At 37.4% G+C, this 17,004-nt stretch carries 19 protein-coding genes and 1 pseudogene; 11 read left to right on the plus strand and 9 right to left on the minus strand.

From position 1 onward, the window contains the following. The coding region (locus BBH99_RS20025; protein ID WP_123873229.1) for a DUF1062 domain-containing protein at positions 1-483 on the plus strand (483 nt) is incomplete at its 5' end. Between the two features lie 77 nt (positions 484-560). Here the strand turns inward: BBH99_RS20025 and BBH99_RS20030 are convergent. Further along, positions 561-1,487 carry a Dyp-type peroxidase gene (locus BBH99_RS20030; RefSeq protein WP_066699987.1) on the minus strand — a complete coding sequence of 309 codons (927 nt, stop codon included), beginning with the start codon at positions 1,485-1,487 and terminating at the stop codon, positions 561-563. A 208-nt stretch (positions 1,488-1,695) separates the two neighbouring features. On the opposite strand from BBH99_RS20030, the gene BBH99_RS20035 reads away from it, so the two are divergent. The 9 genes from BBH99_RS20035 (at position 1,696) to BBH99_RS20075 (ending at position 9,127) form a co-directional block, all read left to right on the plus strand. Further along, positions 1,696-2,445, plus strand: coding sequence for a sulfite exporter TauE/SafE family protein (locus tag BBH99_RS20035; RefSeq protein WP_066699965.1), 750 nt, complete (start codon positions 1,696-1,698; stop codon positions 2,443-2,445). A 20-nt stretch (positions 2,446-2,465) separates the two neighbouring features. Beyond that, positions 2,466-2,708: a MoaD/ThiS family protein gene (locus BBH99_RS20040; protein ID WP_066699968.1), complete on the plus strand. Its 243-nt coding sequence runs from the start codon at positions 2,466-2,468 to the stop codon at positions 2,706-2,708. 93 nt (positions 2,709-2,801) lie between these two features. Beyond that, positions 2,802-3,233, plus strand: coding sequence for a molybdenum cofactor biosynthesis protein MoaE (locus BBH99_RS20045; protein WP_317041506.1), 432 nt, complete (start codon positions 2,802-2,804; stop codon positions 3,231-3,233). 46 nt (positions 3,234-3,279) lie between these two features. Next, positions 3,280-4,152: a formate dehydrogenase accessory sulfurtransferase FdhD gene (gene fdhD, locus BBH99_RS20050; protein WP_066699970.1), complete on the plus strand. Its 873-nt coding sequence runs from the start codon at positions 3,280-3,282 to the stop codon at positions 4,150-4,152. Positions 4,153-4,354: 202 nt separating this feature from the next. After that, on the plus strand, positions 4,355-4,705 hold the full coding sequence (locus BBH99_RS20055; RefSeq protein WP_066699972.1) for a DUF7009 family protein: 351 nt from the start codon (positions 4,355-4,357) through the stop codon (positions 4,703-4,705). A 23-nt stretch (positions 4,706-4,728) separates the two neighbouring features. Next, positions 4,729-7,122 carry an FdhF/YdeP family oxidoreductase gene (locus BBH99_RS20060; RefSeq protein ID WP_066699974.1) on the plus strand — a complete coding sequence of 798 codons (2,394 nt, stop codon included), beginning with the start codon at positions 4,729-4,731 and terminating at the stop codon, positions 7,120-7,122. A gap of 18 nt (positions 7,123-7,140) precedes the next feature. Next, on the plus strand, positions 7,141-7,626 hold the full coding sequence (locus tag BBH99_RS20065; RefSeq protein WP_066699976.1) for a molybdopterin-dependent oxidoreductase: 486 nt from the start codon (positions 7,141-7,143) through the stop codon (positions 7,624-7,626). A 30-nt stretch (positions 7,627-7,656) separates the two neighbouring features. Continuing rightward, positions 7,657-8,571 carry a bestrophin family protein gene (locus BBH99_RS20070; protein WP_066699978.1) on the plus strand — a complete coding sequence of 305 codons (915 nt, stop codon included), beginning with the start codon at positions 7,657-7,659 and terminating at the stop codon, positions 8,569-8,571. Between the two features lie 10 nt (positions 8,572-8,581). Further along, complete coding sequence (locus BBH99_RS20075) at positions 8,582-9,127, plus strand: DUF488 domain-containing protein (RefSeq protein ID WP_394333772.1); 546 nt, start codon at positions 8,582-8,584, stop codon at positions 9,125-9,127. 301 nt (positions 9,128-9,428) lie between these two features. Here the strand turns inward: BBH99_RS20075 and BBH99_RS20080 are convergent, their stop codons facing one another. The 5 genes from BBH99_RS20080 to moaA form a co-directional block, all read right to left on the minus strand. Further along, the gene (locus BBH99_RS20080; protein WP_066699980.1) at positions 9,429-10,469 is read right to left on the minus strand and encodes a HesA/MoeB/ThiF family protein; all 1,041 of its coding nucleotides are present in this window, start codon (positions 10,467-10,469) and stop codon (positions 9,429-9,431) included. A 364-nt stretch (positions 10,470-10,833) separates the two neighbouring features. Continuing rightward, positions 10,834-11,439, minus strand: coding sequence for an NTP transferase domain-containing protein (locus BBH99_RS20085; protein ID WP_066699981.1), 606 nt, complete (start codon positions 11,437-11,439; stop codon positions 10,834-10,836). Then, complete coding sequence (gene moaC, locus BBH99_RS20090) at positions 11,420-11,896, minus strand: cyclic pyranopterin monophosphate synthase MoaC (protein ID WP_066699990.1); 477 nt, start codon at positions 11,894-11,896, stop codon at positions 11,420-11,422. The genes BBH99_RS20085 and moaC overlap by 20 nt, the downstream gene beginning before the upstream one ends. A gap of 198 nt (positions 11,897-12,094) precedes the next feature. After that, complete coding sequence (locus BBH99_RS20095; RefSeq protein WP_066699992.1) at positions 12,095-13,291, minus strand: molybdopterin molybdotransferase MoeA; 1,197 nt, start codon at positions 13,289-13,291, stop codon at positions 12,095-12,097. 8 nt (positions 13,292-13,299) lie between these two features. Further along, positions 13,300-14,319 (minus strand): GTP 3',8-cyclase MoaA, encoded by a 1,020-nt coding sequence (moaA, locus tag BBH99_RS20100; RefSeq protein ID WP_228390856.1) that lies wholly within the window; start codon positions 14,317-14,319, stop codon positions 13,300-13,302. A gap of 308 nt (positions 14,320-14,627) precedes the next feature. Between moaA and BBH99_RS20105 the strand changes: the two genes are divergently transcribed. Further along, positions 14,628-15,494, plus strand: a complete 867-nt coding sequence (locus BBH99_RS20105; RefSeq protein ID WP_066699983.1) for a helix-turn-helix domain-containing protein — start codon at positions 14,628-14,630, stop codon at positions 15,492-15,494. Positions 15,495-15,497: 3 nt separating this feature from the next. On the opposite strand, the gene BBH99_RS20110 is transcribed toward BBH99_RS20105, so the two are convergent. The 3 genes and pseudogenes from BBH99_RS20110 to BBH99_RS20120 all read right to left on the minus strand — a co-directional run. Further along, complete coding sequence (locus tag BBH99_RS20110; RefSeq protein WP_066699985.1) at positions 15,498-16,403, minus strand: PhzF family isomerase; 906 nt, start codon at positions 16,401-16,403, stop codon at positions 15,498-15,500. A 237-nt stretch (positions 16,404-16,640) separates the two neighbouring features. Further along, entirely contained in the window at positions 16,641-16,790 is a 150-nt protein-coding gene (locus tag BBH99_RS20115) for a hypothetical protein (protein ID WP_262487212.1), read from the minus strand. After that, positions 16,772-17,004, minus strand: a pseudogene (locus BBH99_RS20120) (hypothetical protein); the annotation flags it as partial. The pseudogene BBH99_RS20120 and the gene BBH99_RS20115, both read right to left, overlap by 19 nt.

Here is a 17,004-nt window from a genome sequence, read left to right on the forward strand (position 1 = left end):
AAATGCAATACCCGATATAATATGACCTTATTTTCCAGGATCAGAACCGAATCTATCAGCAAGGAAATCTTCAACAGGCTTTCAGAGAATGACACAGAGCTGGTCTGGGAATATGCCTTTTCCCGCGAAACAAGAAGAAAAAATAATGCAGAGGCAGATCTGGACAGTGTTGAATATGAAATTCAGTTTGATGAGGTTTCACTAGAGCAGATGATGGCTTCAGGTAGTGAAGTACTGAGTTTTACAATCAAATGTCCTTTTGAATTTAATCTGAGAATATCTACCGTGATAAGAACCTGCTTAAACCTTTCATCAGGTAAATTGAATCAATTGATTGACGCAGATGCTGTCTTTGTTCATGGAAAGCCCCTACAGAAAAAACATAAGGTACAGAACGGAGATATTGTTAACATTCAAAAAGAGATATTGAAGAATATATTATACAATGGAGAGAATCAGATTGAAGTAGGTTTAGAAAAATAAAATCTATATAAAATATGGACCATTTCAGAGGAAATGGTCCATTTATTTTTATGGTAAAATTATTGTTTTGGATTGACTTATCCGGAAAATTCATCCAGCATATCCGCTGAAGGAACAAAAAATAAAGTTCCGGTCCGGGCCGTACTGAAATCCAGAATTCTGTCATAATTTCCTACAGGATCACCAATAAACATATTCGTCAGCATTTTTTCAACGGTACTGAATGTGCTGGCATAGCAGATAAAATAAGTCCCCATTTCATTCGTAGAAACATTTCCAAAAGGCATATTATCCCTCACAACCTTGAAATCATCTCCTACATTAGCCAAGGCAATATGAGAGTTTTTGGGTTTTACATCATCATCCATTTCAATATCCTGTTCTTTTGACCTTCCGATCACTTTTTCCTGATCTTCTACAGAAAGAGATTTCCAGGCATTCATATTATGGATATATTTCTGAACAAAAAGATAGCTTCCACCTTCATATTCAGGATCTGTATCTCCTATAATAGCAAAATAATCACGGTCTTTCCCATGTGGATTTTCTGTACCATCCACAAAACCTAAAATGGATCTGCTGTCCCAATAGCGGAATCCCTGAACTTCCACTACACAATCAGCAATTTCTGTCATGAAATCCGAAATGGTAGAAGCCATATCATACGCCAGGCTTTTTTCATCGGAACGAATATGAAAATGAATGTCTCCTCTTGTACTCACAGCAGTATGCTTACTGCCTTTTATTTCTTCAAACTTTTTAAATTCTTTAGGCAATGGGCTGGGTAATTCAAGTTGTAACCAGGCTTCATATCCAATTCCCATCACACAGCTTGCTTTTGAATTCGGAAAACGATCCAAAGCTGAGTTGTTCAGATTAGTGACAAGGGCGCACATTCTCTGGAATACAGATTTAATCTTGGAAGGATCTGCATCCTGTTTGAAATTCCAAACCAAAAAGTAGGTGTTGTTGTTGGGATAATCGGTAACATTCTGAGAGTTCATATTTTTTTGTGTTTCGTTTACAGGCATTTTTACTGTTTCTAATGAATCAAATTTAATAAATGATAATGGTAACACACCATTTTATTCTTGAGATAAACAATTTATGACATTTTTTTCACAAATTAATGCAGAGACTTTTAGTTTTTCGATCATTAAACAAGACTTAAAATGAGTATTATTGTAATGAAATTAACCATCAATAAATAATATGGGGCATTGGGAGATTTTTCTGTTGTTTTTGATCATTGCATTTGTGTATTCATCGGTAGGATTTGGAGGCGGGTCCAGTTATCTGGCTGTATTGGCTATGTATAGTCTGCCTTATCAGGAAATCCGTTTAACAGCATTGATTTGTAACGTCATTGTTGTAGTTGGAGGGGTATACATTTACATTAAAAATAAACAGATCAATTGGAAAAAAGTACTTCCCATAACGTTGGTAAGCGTTCCAATGGCCTATTTGGGAGCCATACTGAAAATAAGCCAGGAAACATTTTTTCTGATTTTAGGAATCACTCTTATTATAGCAGCACTCTTATTATGGATTAAAACAGAAACTAAAAACGAAGAAATAATCTCAAAGGAATCAAAATATGGAGTTCTTGGAAACAGTTTTTTAGGGGGCGGAATAGGGTTCCTATCCGGGCTGGTAGGCATTGGAGGTGGTATTTTTCTCTCTCCATTATTGAACTTAATGAAATGGGACACCCCAAGAAAAATAGCTGCTACTTCCAGTGTTTTTATATTGGTAAATTCAGTATCAGGTATTTTCGGACAAATATCCAAACTTTCCGTAGAAATGGATTATTTCAGAATTTTAAGCTTATGCCTTGCTGTTTTTATAGGCGGGCAAGTTGGGTCCAGAATGTCCCTGAAATGGAATCCTCTGGTGATAAAAAGAATGACAGCGGTTTTGGTATTGGTGGCAGGAATAAATGTTCTCATAAAATATTGGTAAAAACTTAGTTTAAAAATAAAATGAAACTTAAAATATTGGCTTTTGGAATAACAAAGGATATTTTCGGAGCATCAGAAAAAGAATTGGAAATTCAGGATGATTTGAATGTCAGTCAATTAAAAAAGAGGTTGGAAAAAGACTTTCCACAGCTCATCAAACTGAAATCCTATTTCATCGCGGTGAATGAAGAATATGCTGAAGACGGTCAGATCATTGTAAGCACAGACGAAATAGCGGTTATTCCCCCGGTAAGTGGTGGATAACTCTTATGATACTCAAAAAATATTCGTGCATGCATGGCGGAAAAAATGCAACAAATGCACGAATAAAATAGCTTGTGAAATTAAAGCATAAAAATGAAAGGAAATGAAATGACTGATATCAGAATCACAGAAAATATATTAAACATAAACGAATGCCTTACTCTGGCTCAGGATCTGAGTAGTGGCGGCATTGCAACATTCATAGGAACTGTCCGTAACATTACTCAGAATAAACCTGTCGTTCGTTTGGAATATGAATGCTATCAATCTATGGCAATCAAGGAAATCAGGAAAATTGTAGACCAGGCTATAACATTGTTTTCCGTACGTAATATTGTGGTTCACCACCGTACCGGAATATTGTTTCCTGGTGATGCTGCAGTCATTATTGTCGTAAGTGACGGACACCGGGATGCTGTTTTTGATGCCTGCCGTTACATCATTGATACCATCAAGAAAACTGTTCCTATATGGAAAAAAGAGATTTTTGAAGATGGTGAAGAATGGGTTTCTGCCCATCCGTAATTGAAGAACAAAAATTCGTATATTTACTATAACAGATGATGTATGTATGAAAATCAACACATTAGAAAATAAATCTGTACAGAAAATAGATATTGTTAAAGTAAAAGAAGACAGCAGTTTTCCTTATACAGACGATATTTCTGTAGAAGAACCGCTGGAAATCCGGATTTCCTATGGCCCAAAAGACCAGAGGATCACTAAAAACATATCTGTAACGATGAGAACACCGGGTAACGATGCCGAACTGGCAGCCGGTTTTCTATTTACAGAAGGAATTATTTCAGGCTCCCATGAGATTCAAAATATAGACCATCCGCAGGCAGAATGCTCCAGAAACAGAGAAAATATCATTGAAGTGGAGCTGACGGAAAATTTTGTTCCACACCTAAAAAACGTTGACAGAAATTTTTATACTACATCCAGTTGTGGAGTCTGTGGTAAAGGTTCTATCGAGTCCATTAAAACCGTAAGTACTTTTCAGCATATCGAACGGGAAGAGCATATTTTATTATTTGATGTATTATATCAGTTAGCCGGCAATCTACAGTCTTTTCAGAATAATTTCAGTGCTACAGGTGGAATTCATGCCTCCGGGATTTTTAATTTTGAAGGAGAACTGTTGGCACTACGGGAAGATGTAGGAAGACATAATGCATTGGATAAACTGATCGGACATGCATTATTCACAGGACAACTGCCATTGAAGGATAAAATTTTAGTGTTGAGCGGAAGGGCAAGCTTCGAGCTTATTCAAAAGGCTGCTATGGCAGGAATTTCAGTGGTGGCAGCAATAGGTGCACCGTCCAGTCTTGCAGTAGATGTAGCAAAAGAGTTTGATATGACGCTGTTGGGTTTCCTTAGAGACAATAGGTTTAATATTTATAACGAAAGCAGTTTCCACAAAATCACTGAAAAGTAGATAATAATGGTACGAATACACGAATAAGATTAGTGAATGGGACTTGATATATTCTAAAAACAATAGATATAATAAATAATTAGTAATATTTAGTTACGAGCACAAAAATTATTCGTGGCAAAAAATAAAAGATTTCATAATCAATGATAACCATCACGAACAAATAAAATAATTTGATTTCGTGGTTAAAAGAAAGAAACAAATGAAAATAAGAATAAAAGACAACTCCATCAGGTTTCGTTTAACCCAGTCCGAAGTTTCAGAGTTAGGAAAAAACGGAATAGTTTCCAGTTTTACGGAATTTGTAGACAGACCATTCATCTATACCATAGAAAAAACAAATGATGCCACGCTATCAGCGGCATTTATTGAAAATAGAATTGTAATGAAAATGCCCGAAGCCATGGTAGAAGAATTAGTTTCCACAGATATTGTGGGATTTGACGGGCAGGTGGGTCCTGTAAAACTTTTGGTAGAAAAAGATTTTGTCTGCATAGACAATACAATGGAAGACCAGAGTGATAATTACCCGAATCCCAATCTAAAATGCTAATCACTTTACAAAAATAAAAGGTTATGGAAGAAAATAATAAAAAGAAAGTAGAAGAAGAAATCAGCAGAGAACCCAATGCTGAGAATCCGTTCACTTTACTAAACCTTAAATTAACACACGTAGAAAAAGCAGCTGCGGGAGTTCCGGCAGTAATGGCTGCTTTTAGTGATTTATTTGAAGAAAAAACACCAATCCGGGGAATGAGAGCCTTGTTCAAAATGAATCAGGTAGGTGGTTTCGACTGTCCAAGCTGTGCATGGCCAGATCCTGATGATGAGCGTTCCGTGCTTGGCGAGTATTGTGAAAATGGTGCAAAAGCCCTTGCAGAAGAGGCAACCACCAAAAAAGTAACCCCTGAATTTTTCAAGCAAAATTCCGTATACGACCTGGCAAAATTAGATGATTATCAGATCGGGAAAATGGGACGACTTACCGACCCAATGTATCTGGCTCCTGGAGCAACTCATTATGAACCCATAAGTTGGGATAATGCTTTCAAAAAGATTGCGGAACATTTCAATGCATTGGAATCTCCTGATCAGGCAGCCTTTTATACATCAGGAAGAACAAGTAATGAAGCATCGTTTGTTTATCAGTTGTTTGCGAAAGAATTCGGAACGAATAATATGCCCGACTGTTCCAATATGTGTCATGAAACATCCGGTTCTGCGCTTCGTCCAACTATAGGAATTGGTAAAGGAACGGTAACCCTGGAAGATTTTTATGATGCCGAAGTGATTGTGATCATCGGTCAAAATCCGGGAACCAATGCGCCGAGAATGATGAGTGCTCTGGCAAAAGGGAAAAAGAATGGAGCCAAAATCATTGTCATTAATCCATTGCCGGAAGCCGGGCTGATGGGATTTATTAACCCTCAGAGCGTTAAAGAAATCCTCATCGGAGGAGTACAGCTGGCCGATCTCTATTTGCCTGTCAAGATTAACGGAGATATGGCTTTATTGAAAGCTTTGGAGATCCTTTTAATAGAATTTGAAAAGCAAAATCCAGGTAAGGTTTTTGATGAAGATTTCATTAAAAATAAGACAGTAGGATATGAGGATTTTATGAAGCAGTTTGACCAGTACAAACTGGAAGAGCTGGCTGAGCTTTCAGGAGTTTCTGAAAAAGCACTTCGTCAGGCAGCAGAAATGATGGCTTTCAAAAAGAAGATTATCGTTAGCTGGGGAATGGGGCTTACCCAACAGCCGAACGGAGTAGATATGATCCGCGAAATTCTCAATATCCTTTTATTGAAAGGAAGTATCGGTAAACCCGGAGCGGGAGTCTGCCCTGTACGAGGCCACAGCAACGTTCAGGGAAACAGAACGATGATGATTGATGAAAAACCAACGGATGAACAGCTTGACCGCCTTGAAAATTTCTACGGTTTCAAAGTTCCCCGCAAACATGGATACGATGTAGTGCGTGCCATAAAGGCCATTCACGAAGAAAAAATAAAAGTAATGTTCTGTATGGGTGGAAATTTCCTTTCTGCAACACCGGATACTACTTATACAGCCAATGCTTTGAGAAAACTTAATTTGCTGGTATGCGTTTCCACCAAACTGAACAGAGGGCATCTTGTTCATGGGAAAGAAGCTTTAATTCTCCCAACGTATGGCCGAAGTGACAAAGATATTGTAAATGGTGAAGTGCAGATCATCACCACAGAAAACTCAATGGGTGTGGTTCAGAGTTCAAAAGGAATGCTGGATGCCGTTTCAGATAATCTCATCAATGAGACTCAGATCGTATGCCGTATGGCCATGGCCACTCTGGGAAGCCGTTCCGTAGTAAACTGGCAGCGTTTTCATGATAGCTATGATGCGGTAAGAGATGATATTGAACAGTGTATCCCTGGTTTTAAAGACTATAATGTACGCGTCAGACAAAAAGGAGGATTCTATCTTCCCAATGCAGCAAGAGATGAGCAGATTTTTGCTAAAGAATTAGGCGGACGTGCTCCGTTTACATTAACCGAAATTCCTGATAATACGCTGGCACCTGATGAATATATGATGGCTACAACCCGTACTCATGACCAATTCAATACAACCATTTACGGCTTAGATGACCGTTACCGTGGAATTAAAAATGAACGTCGTGTCATCTTTATGAATCAAAAGGATATTGATAAAGCAGGATTTAAAGCAGGCGATAAAGTAGATCTTTTCAACTATGATGACGGCATAGAAAGAGTTGCTCCTCTGTTTATCATTGTTTCCTATCAGATTCCTGAAAAGAATACTGTTACCTATTTCCCTGAAACCAATGTTTTGGTCTCTGTAAATAATGTGGTGAAGGAAAGTAATATGCCGGCTTCCAAATATGTGAAAATCAAGATTAAAAAACACGATCCTGAGGTATATAAAAAAGTAGATGAAATGTTGTATCAGGGTGCTATTCAAAGACCATAATTATTCTTATATTGTTGTATGAAAAAAATACTGCCTGTAGCGCTGTTATTGCTTTCCGGCTGGGCGTTCGGTCAATCCGGATTCAAGCTGAAAGTGAGTGGGGAAGTTCCTGCACCTTTAGAGCTGAGCCTGGGTGATTTATCAAAGATGCCGAGAAAAGAAGCCTCTCTTAAAGATAAAGATGGAAACGTTCATGTGTACACAGGCGTTTCTGTTCAGGATATTCTTGCAAAGGCCGGAGCTCCTTCAGGAAAAGAGCTTCATGGTGAGAATATATCAAAATATCTGCTGGCAAAATGTAAAGACGGTTATCAGGTTTTATTTTCATTAGCAGAGCTGGATGCTTCCATTGCGGATAAAAACGTTATTGTAGCAGATACGATGGACGGAAAACCTCTGGCAGAATCCAAAGGACCGCTTCGTATTGTTGCAGAAGGTGAGAAGAAGCCTGCACGCAGCTCTTATCAGTTGGAATCTTTAGTAATTGGACAGATCAAAAAATAAATTTAAAAATTAGGATTTACAAAAAACAGTATGATTATAAGGAAGAAAGAACATTGGTTTAAAATGCTTTTTGTCTGGCATGGCTCAGTATTACCTGGGTTGTTGCCCCGTCTTTTTTTGCTTTTTATCATATCGTTGGGCGTAGTTTACCTTCGTGGAGTTATTTTTTCCTTTAAAGTTCCGCTTAACCCGGCACCATTAACACTATTCGGATTTGTACTGGCCTTATTCTTAGGATTCAGGAATAATGCCAGCTATGACCGATTCTGGGAAGGACGTAAGTTATGGGGAGCTTTATTAAATACCGCACGATCATTAACCCGCCAAGCCCTAACATTAAAAAATACAGAAAACAAAGTTTCCGTTTCAGAATTTATCGCGTTATTAGGCGCTTTTATTTTTGCTTTGAAACATCAGCTGAGAGGTACGGATGCACATAATGATCTGAAAGAAAGATTAAATGAAGATCAGTTAAAAATAGTTTTGGCGTCAAAGTATAAACCTGCTGTTATAATGAGGTTATTGGCAGAATGGGTTCAGCAGGCAAAAGAAGAAGGAAGTATAGATACCATTCAGCAGGCCCGTTTTGATGAGAACTTTGATAAACTTTCAGATATTGTAGGCGGGTGTGAAAGAATTGTTTCCACGCCGCTTCCTTACAGTTACCGTGTTTTACTGCACCGTACCGTATATATTTACTGTTTTCTATTGCCGTTTGGGTTAGTAGATTCTTTGAGATGGTTTACTCCGCTTATTGTTGTTTTTGTTGCTTATACATTCGTGGCATTTGAGGCCATTGCAGATGAAATTGAAGAACCATTTGGTACGGATGCCAATGATCTGGCTCTGAATACAATGTCTGTAATGATTGATGAAACAATTCATGAAATGGCAGGAGAAGAATTTGCTGTCTCTAAGAAAGAAAAATATACTATTATAGATTGATTGTAAACTTATGGAACCTTTGAAAAGACCGATTATTTATACGATTGGACATTCTACCCATTCCCTGGAAGAATTTATGGAGATGTTGAAATCATTTAATATTGAAGTTTTAGCTGATGTAAGGAGATTTGCAGGTTCAAAGAGATATCCGTGGTTCAGTAAAGACAATCTGGGGAAAGTGTTACCGGAACATGGTATTGAATATATTCATTTCGAGACATTGGGAGGAAGAAGAAAAGTACAGCCCAATTCAGTGAATAGCCGCTGGAGAAATGAATCCTTCCGTGGATATGCTGATTATATGCAGACCGAAGAATTTACCAAAGCTATTGAAAAACTAGAGACAATAGCGAGGTTAAAAACAACAGCATTTATGTGCTCAGAAGCTGTATGGTGGAGCTGTCACAGATCCATGATCTCAGATTACCTAAAAGCAAAAGGGTGGGATGTAGAACATATCATGAATGTAGGGAAAGCAGATGAGCATCCTTATACCGCTCCGGCAAGAGTCAGTAATGGAAAAGTCTTCTATTCAGATGTAAGTTTGTTTGATTAAATAGACTGGTGAGCAAGGTGAAGCAATCTCAATAATTAAATTAAAAATATCTCGGCAGATTTTACAGATTATGCAGATCTTATACGTTGACATTTGTAAACATGTATTTTATCTTCCTGTCTGTCATTCCGTAGGAATCTCAACTTCGTTTTTAGAATATTATAGTATAGATTCCTACGGAATGACAATGCTCCATGTTGATTTTCATTTATGTAAACAAAAAACGAATTTATTCAACAAAAAATTATTCGTGCGGCCAATAAAACCTTTTGTACCTTTTGGCTATTTACAGTTAAAAAAACTACTGTGGTATTTCATTAATACCGTTTTTCAAAGAAAACACCTCCTTCTCAGGAAATTCCTTTTTGATTTTTCTCACGGCTTCCATGCTTCGTTTACCGGATTGGCAGTAAACCACTATGGGATTTGAAATCGAAGAAATAAAAGAGTAGTGGTTCTCCAGTTCATCTAAAGGAATATTTTTTCCACCAATATTAAAATGCTGGTGCTCTTCCTTTGTACGCACATCTATAGTTTCAAAATTTGCCTGATCCTTTTTAAACTGTTCAAAGCTCATAAGCTGAACAGTCTGGGGAAGGGCTGAGATCTGAACCGATGTTTTTCTTAGCTTGATGATCTGAGTTTTACCACTCATTACGTTCATCATCCATAGTTTTCCGGCTAAGATTTCTTCAGATCCTATGAGGTATTTGATAGCTTCGTTGGCCTGCATACAGCCTATCATCCCAGCTAAAGTAGGAATTACACCTCCTTCTCGGCAGTTAGGAACCTGAGACTCTTCCGCATTGGGGAAAACGTCGCGATAGTTAGGAGAATAAGTACCATCCTCTTGTAAAACATTCCAGATACTGACCTGTCCTTCATGTTGATAAATGGCTCCATAAACTAAAGGTTTTCCAGCTAAAACACAGGCATCATTCAACAGGCATTTGGTTTCAAAATTATCTGTTCCTTCAATGATGAGATCAAATTCTGAGATCAGTTCCATTACATTAGTGGAAGTGATGCGTAGTGTATAAGGAATAATGGAAACGGCAGGGTTCTGTTGTTTTAATCTTTTGGCAGCAACATTTACTTTATAAGTTCCTATATCATCAGGAGTAAATAAAATCTGGCGATGGAGATTACTTAAAGAAACAATATCATCATCTGCAATACCAATAGTTCCAATACCGGAAGACGCAAGGTATTGAGCCGTAGGGCAGCCAAGTCCTCCCATTCCTACGATAAGGACTCTGGCATTGTTCAGCAGTTCCTGAGACTCCATACCAAACCCTGGTAAAGCAATCTGACACTGATAACGTTCAAATGATGTATTCATAATTGTTTTTTATTTTTCTTGCTGCAATTTCTTAGCCACGAATGCCAGAATTTTTAATGCTTATTTGTTAATTTATTCCCTTTATTATTAGAATTATTCGTGCATTAGTGACGATTTATATATTCTCGCAGATTATGCAGATTTCGCAGATTTTTATAGCTATTTATTTCTACGGTATTCAATTTTTATCGCAGATAAAATCTTTGCGCCTTAAAAACACAAAGGAGATAAATAAATTACGCCTTTGCGTTTCCTAACAAATCTGAAATGAAAATACCAAACCCTAAGCTTGCTTCGCTTCGCTCGCAATGACAATCAACGGTTTGCCTTTGCTCAAAGTCTTATGTAGCTATGTGGTTAAAAATCAGCCTTTCAGGATTCGTTGTGCTTTTTCTGCATCTTTAGGGGTATTCACATTCATTAAGGCATCCGGATTATCCGGTTTTAATATAAGTGTATCACTATTAATTAAAACCTTCCGCGGACAGGTATTCCCGATTCCCAGAAAATTAAGCAGTAAAGGATAACTTTTAGGCTCCCAAATGGTAATCAAAGGCTCTGGTAAGCCGTCAAAAGGACTTTCATAAGTAGTTGCTGCCTTTTCAGGATTTCTTGACTGTATTAAAAATTCCAGAGATTTTGGATCCAATAACGGGAGATCACAAGCTACTACTAACCATGCTTTATCTCTTTGTGCCCGTAATGCAGAAAGAATTCCGCCAAAAGGCCCCATATTCAGGAAGGTATCTGTAAGAGCTTTATATTGTGAGTCAAAGTTTTCCAATTGATCTTGCCTGCAGGAAATGAAAACCTCATCACAAAAAGAAGCCAGAAGGTCTGCTGCAAAATAGCGCTGTTCCTTTCCGTGCCATTGAAGAAGATCTTTAGCTTTGCCCATTCTTACACTTTTTCCGCCAGCGAGAACGAGGCCATTGATTTTTGGAATGGTATTAGGCTCTTCTGAAATCATTTTTTCCACCTGATTTTTCTATTAATTTAATTTCTTTGATGACAATATCATGGCTTAATGCTTTGCACATATCGTAGATCGTTAATGCAGCTACTGAAGCACCGGTAAGGGCTTCCATTTCCACACCCGTTTTTGCTTCTATACTGGCTGTGCATTCAATAACAATATCATTTTGGTCATTCAATTCTATCTGTAAATTACAGTTATCAAGTCCTATGGGATGGCAAAGGGGAATAAGTTCGCTTGTTTTCTTAGCTCCCATAATTCCTGCAATGATGGCAATCTGGAAAACAGATCCTTTTTTTGTTTTAAAGTCGTCCTGTTGTAAAGCCTCCAATACATTGTCGGGTAAAGAAATAATGGCTTGTGCAACGGCTTTTCTTTTGGTTACACTTTTTCCACCAACATCTACAATGGCAGGCTGTCCTTTTTTATTAAGATGAGTAAATTCTGACATATCTTCTTTTTTAACCACAGATGTGGTGTTTTGGCACGAATACATGAATGCTTTTGTATTATTAATCAGTAACTGAAAATCAACATAGAGTTTGTCATTCTGTAGGAATCTAAACTGTTATATTTCAATAGCAAAGTTGAGATTCTTACGAAGTTTAGACATACATAATATTCATGTATTTGTGGCTTTATACTTGTTTTAATCATTATACTTCCATATCCGGTATACTTCTCCTTTCTTAAAACTATTCTGCTCCAAAGGAAGTTCTATAAAAGCATTTGTATCCGCAAGGTGAGAGAAATCTCCGGATCCATTGGTATAAACCGATTCTGCAGTGAGCTGGCCCAGCTGATTCGTACCCAGTTTCACCTGAACAAAATACTGGAGAGAAAAAGGAACTTCAATATCATTCTGTAACACTGCAAATTGAGGAGAACTTCCTGGTATTTCCAGAGACTTTTCCAGCCAGGGAATACAGTATCGGTGTAAACACATAAATACCGAAACAGGATTTCCCGGAAAGGCAAAAACAAGTTTATCAGCATTGTTTTTACCAAACCAGAACGGTTTTCCAGGTCTTTGTTTTATTTTGTGAAAAAGCTTTTTTATCCCCAGCTCTTCACAAACCTGAGGCAGATAATCAAATTTTCCCATAGATACGCCGCCACTCATAAGAAGAACATCATATTCATGGATACAGCGGGAGATTTCTTTTTTGATCTCTTCGTAATCATCATTGAGATGAAGAATATCTGCTTCAACATGGTATTTTTTCAAAACAGACTGTATCGTAATTCCGTTGGAACGCCTTAACTGATAAGCAGAAGGAATAGATTCCGGGCTTACCATTTCATCCCCTGTGGAAATGATGATAATTTTAGGCAGTTTTTTTACTGCGATAGAGGTTTTTCCAATGGAAGAGGCTATCCCAATGATGGCAGGAGTGATAACCTGATGGGCTTTTACCAGAATTTCTCCTTCTTTTTTATCTCTGCCTTTCAGATGGATATTTTGTCCTTTTTTAATGTCGACAGTAAAACTTGCCATTCCATTATTAATGGAGATATCTTCATATCGTATGACGGTATCTGCTGAACGGTCTAAAGCCGCCCCGGTCATAATTTCTATACATTCAGTTTCTGTATCAATTGGTATAGGTGGTTCTCCTGCAGACTGTACAGCTTTGATCGGAAAAGATCTGATTCCTTTTTCATAGGCATTATAACGGATGGCAATTCCATCAACGGTAGGCCGGTCAAAAGGCGGTAAATCCCTGTCTGCAGTAAGATCTTCAGCCAAAACTCTTCCTAATGCCTGGTCATAAGCAATATATTCTTTTCCAAAATCCTTTGCTTGGGAAAGTATGATATCTTCAGCCTGTTGTACGGTAATCATTTCCATAGTTATCCTCCTATTGTAGCCATCGACTGATGAATAGATGATGCATTAAGACTCTGTTGCTCAGCTTCCCATCCGTCTTTGGGCTTATGATGTATACTGTTGATTATTATATTTTTTAATTCATTATCATTGGTTCCTGAACGGATCATATCTTTTAGATTAATTCCGCCCCCTTCATACAAACAGGTTCTTAATATCCCGGAAGGAGTGATTCGTATTCTGTTGCAGTCTCCACAGAATGAACGTGTATATGCTGCAATAATGCCGATATTTCCTGTAAAACCTGGTATTTTGTAATTGTATGAGGTAGAGCTTTTAGGATCTTGCAATTTTTCTATCTCAGGAAAATGATCTTTAATATAGTTATAGATTTGCGGATAGCTCCATTTTGGGATGATATCAGCATTATTATTTCCATTGAATGGCATTTCTTCAATAAAACGGACATCTACCGGAAGGGTTTTCGTAAGTTCAACCAAAGGAATAATATCTTCTATATTCTGATGATCCATTACCACGGTGTTGATTTTTACTCTGATCTGATGTTTCAGCAAACTATCGAGTGTTTTCATCACCTTATCAAAGCTTTTACGGCGGGTGATTGTAAAGAAACGGTCTTCATCCAGCGTATCAAGGCTGAGGTTGACAGATTTTACGCCAAATGTTTTCAGTTGTGGAATGTATTGTTCAGTAAGAAGCCCATTGGTGGTTAAACTGATATCAGTAAGCCCATGAAGCTGTGATATTTTTTCAATCAGGTTGATACAATTCTTTCTGACAAAAGGCTCTCCACCTGTAATTCTGATTTTATCAACCCCAAGATCTGTAAAAACGGAACATATCCTGAGCATTTCTTCATCAGTCATAAGATCGTTTTGTTTGATCCATGGAAGTCCTTTTTCCGGCATACAGTAAGTACACCGAAGGTTGCATCTGTCCACAACGGCCAGCCTTAGATAGTTGATAGGTCTTCCGAATTTGTCTGTTAACATAGGAGTATTAGGAAAAAGATCCTTATACAAATATACTTATTGTTTTAACGATACACTAAAAATATCCCGACTGAAAAATTAAGTATAAAAAGTAAGAGATGTGCTTAAAAGTAAGAGAAATAGAAGGATAGTGTCCTGCTTTTAATTTTTTCATATTCTAATCAATCGTAAATGATATGAAAATAGGATATTCTTATCACGGTTTCTGATATTTCCGGACGAAAAAGAAGAATGTATCTTTGCACGCTGCTAAAAACAATACAAAATAAAATATATTGTATAGTCACAAAAAAACAATATATGAGGTATTTTCATAAATTAGTATTGAAAAGATAGGTATGATAATAGATAAAGAGCTGATTAATAAAAATTCAGTAGAAGAGGTATTTAACAAAGGAATTGACGTTGTTTTTCAGGATGAGATCAGTGGCGATTCCCTTAACTTTTTTCCTGATAATTGTTTTACCATTATTCTGTTGGATGAATGTGAGGGCGGAAAATGTACAACCGGCCTGAATCAATATGGCTTAAAAGCTCAGCAATTATTCATCCATCTTCCGAAAAGAGAATACAAATGGGAGCTGGCTCCTGATACAGTAGGAAGAAGACTTATTATTAATGATGAAATTCTTAAGACCTTTTCACCTACCCTTAAATTCACTTTTTCCTCCTACAGTAAATATGAACTGATAGAACCTGATGAAGAAACCTATCACAGATTCAGTCTTGAATTTAATGCCATCAGGAAAGAAATTGCTGCAGATGTGGTTTTTCCGGAGCTTATCAATGCGAGGGTACGTCTTTTGGCGCTTATAATCAATTTATGGGTAGAACATGCCTATGGAAATAAAGCATTAAGTACTCCGGATAATCTTGCCTTTCGCTTCCATATGCTGGTGGATAAATATTATAAAACACAGAAGAATGTATCTTTTTATGCTGATGAGCTGTGCATTACACCTAATTATCTTGGGGTGATCTGTAGAAAACAATATAAAATTTCACCTCTTGAATTTATCAAAGAGAGAATTATCCTTGAAGCTAAAAACCTGCTTCATAGCTCAGACAAATCCATTAAGGAAATCGCTTTTGAATTAGGGTTTCAGAACTTTTCCCATTTTTCTTATCTGTTCAGAGTAAAAACAGGATCTACTCCAAAGAATTACAGGAAAAAATTGGAAGAAACAAAACCGGATTCAGAATAAGTATCAAACAGACATCACAGTACGGAATACATGAACCGCACTCCCTGTAATTCTGATGATTTCAGGAAGATTATTTTTTATGGTAACCTCAATTTTCATTTGTCCGATACGATTAATGGCTTCTCCCTGCCTTCCGACAAATTCAAAAACTCCGTCAGAGGCTTCTATAATTTTATTCTGAATTAGATAACCACCTAAAGGTCCATTCGCATTGCCTGTAACAGGATCTTCCTGAATACCGATGGCGGGAGCAAACATTCTTCCGTAGGTTAAAACGTCTTTATCATCTGAATCAAAAGTAAATACAAAATACCCATTACAGTTGATTTCTTTGCTGAGATGGGCCAAAGCAGTAAAATCCGGATTCAGATGATTCAGCAAAGTTCTGTTGTTAATGCCAATCATCACTTTAGAATGTCCCGTAGAAGCTATTTGTATTGGGCATTTCTCATTCAGGTCTTCTTTCTTTAAGCCTAGTGCATTCACAATTCTTTGTTGTATTGATGGTTCAAAAGCAGGCTCCAGGCTAAAACTTCCCTGGGTCATAGTAACCTGATAATCATTATCTGCTTTTAGAATATCAATAGGCAGAATCCCAACCTGAGTATTAATTTTAATAGTACAGGAATCCAGCCGGTCTTCTATAGCTTTCGCGTAAAGAGCTCCAATGGTGGCATGTCCGCAGATAGGGACTTCTGTAGTAGGAGTGAAGTAACGTACGTGGTAATCAAAATCTTCTTTCGGCTTAGGTTTAATCACAAATGCTGTTTCCGAATTATTGAGTTCTCTGGCGATGAGCTGCATTTCTTCAGCGGTTAGCTTTTCAGCATCGAGAACAACTCCTGCAGGATTCCCTTTGAATTTTTCTTTTGTAAAAGAATCAATTTGATACACGATTACTTCCTTCATGATAACTTATTAAATTCAGGATAAAGATAGGGAGAAAAGTAATGATTCAAACATAAATGCACGAATAAAATCATTCGTGCATTCTTGAAAACAATTACAATTTTGAAACTGCAATAGAAGAAAAAATGGTGTATTAACGTTTTTCATATTTTATGCATTAATCCCACTTATTTGCTGTAGAAACCGCATATTTCCCAGCTCCTGCAAAGAAGAAACTTATTCCCACCAACATAGAGATCACCAATAATTCCATAGCCAGCCTCCAAAATCATTAAGTTTAAAGAGGTTAGCCGTTTGGGTAAGAACCGTTGCAGTAAAACAGTTGGCTGCAAAAATTAAACCTGCCAGACGTGTTCTGAAGCCCAGCATCAACATAACAGGGGCCATAATTTCGCCTGCAAATACACCATAAGCAAAGAAGGAAGGTAAATTGAAGGAAGCTCACTCAGATAGCTGTACAGATCATTGATCCACCAGTTTTCAATACCCAGCTGAGTAATATTTTCTTTGCCTTTTTCATCAATATGGAAGGCATACAGACTTCCCTGGGCAATAAAGCGAATATGCCTTGAAACCTGTCCTTCACGAAGCAGATAATCTT

This window comes from Chryseobacterium contaminans (genome assembly GCF_001684955.1).
GTDB classification, from domain to species: domain Bacteria; phylum Bacteroidota; class Bacteroidia; order Flavobacteriales; family Weeksellaceae; genus Chryseobacterium; species Chryseobacterium contaminans.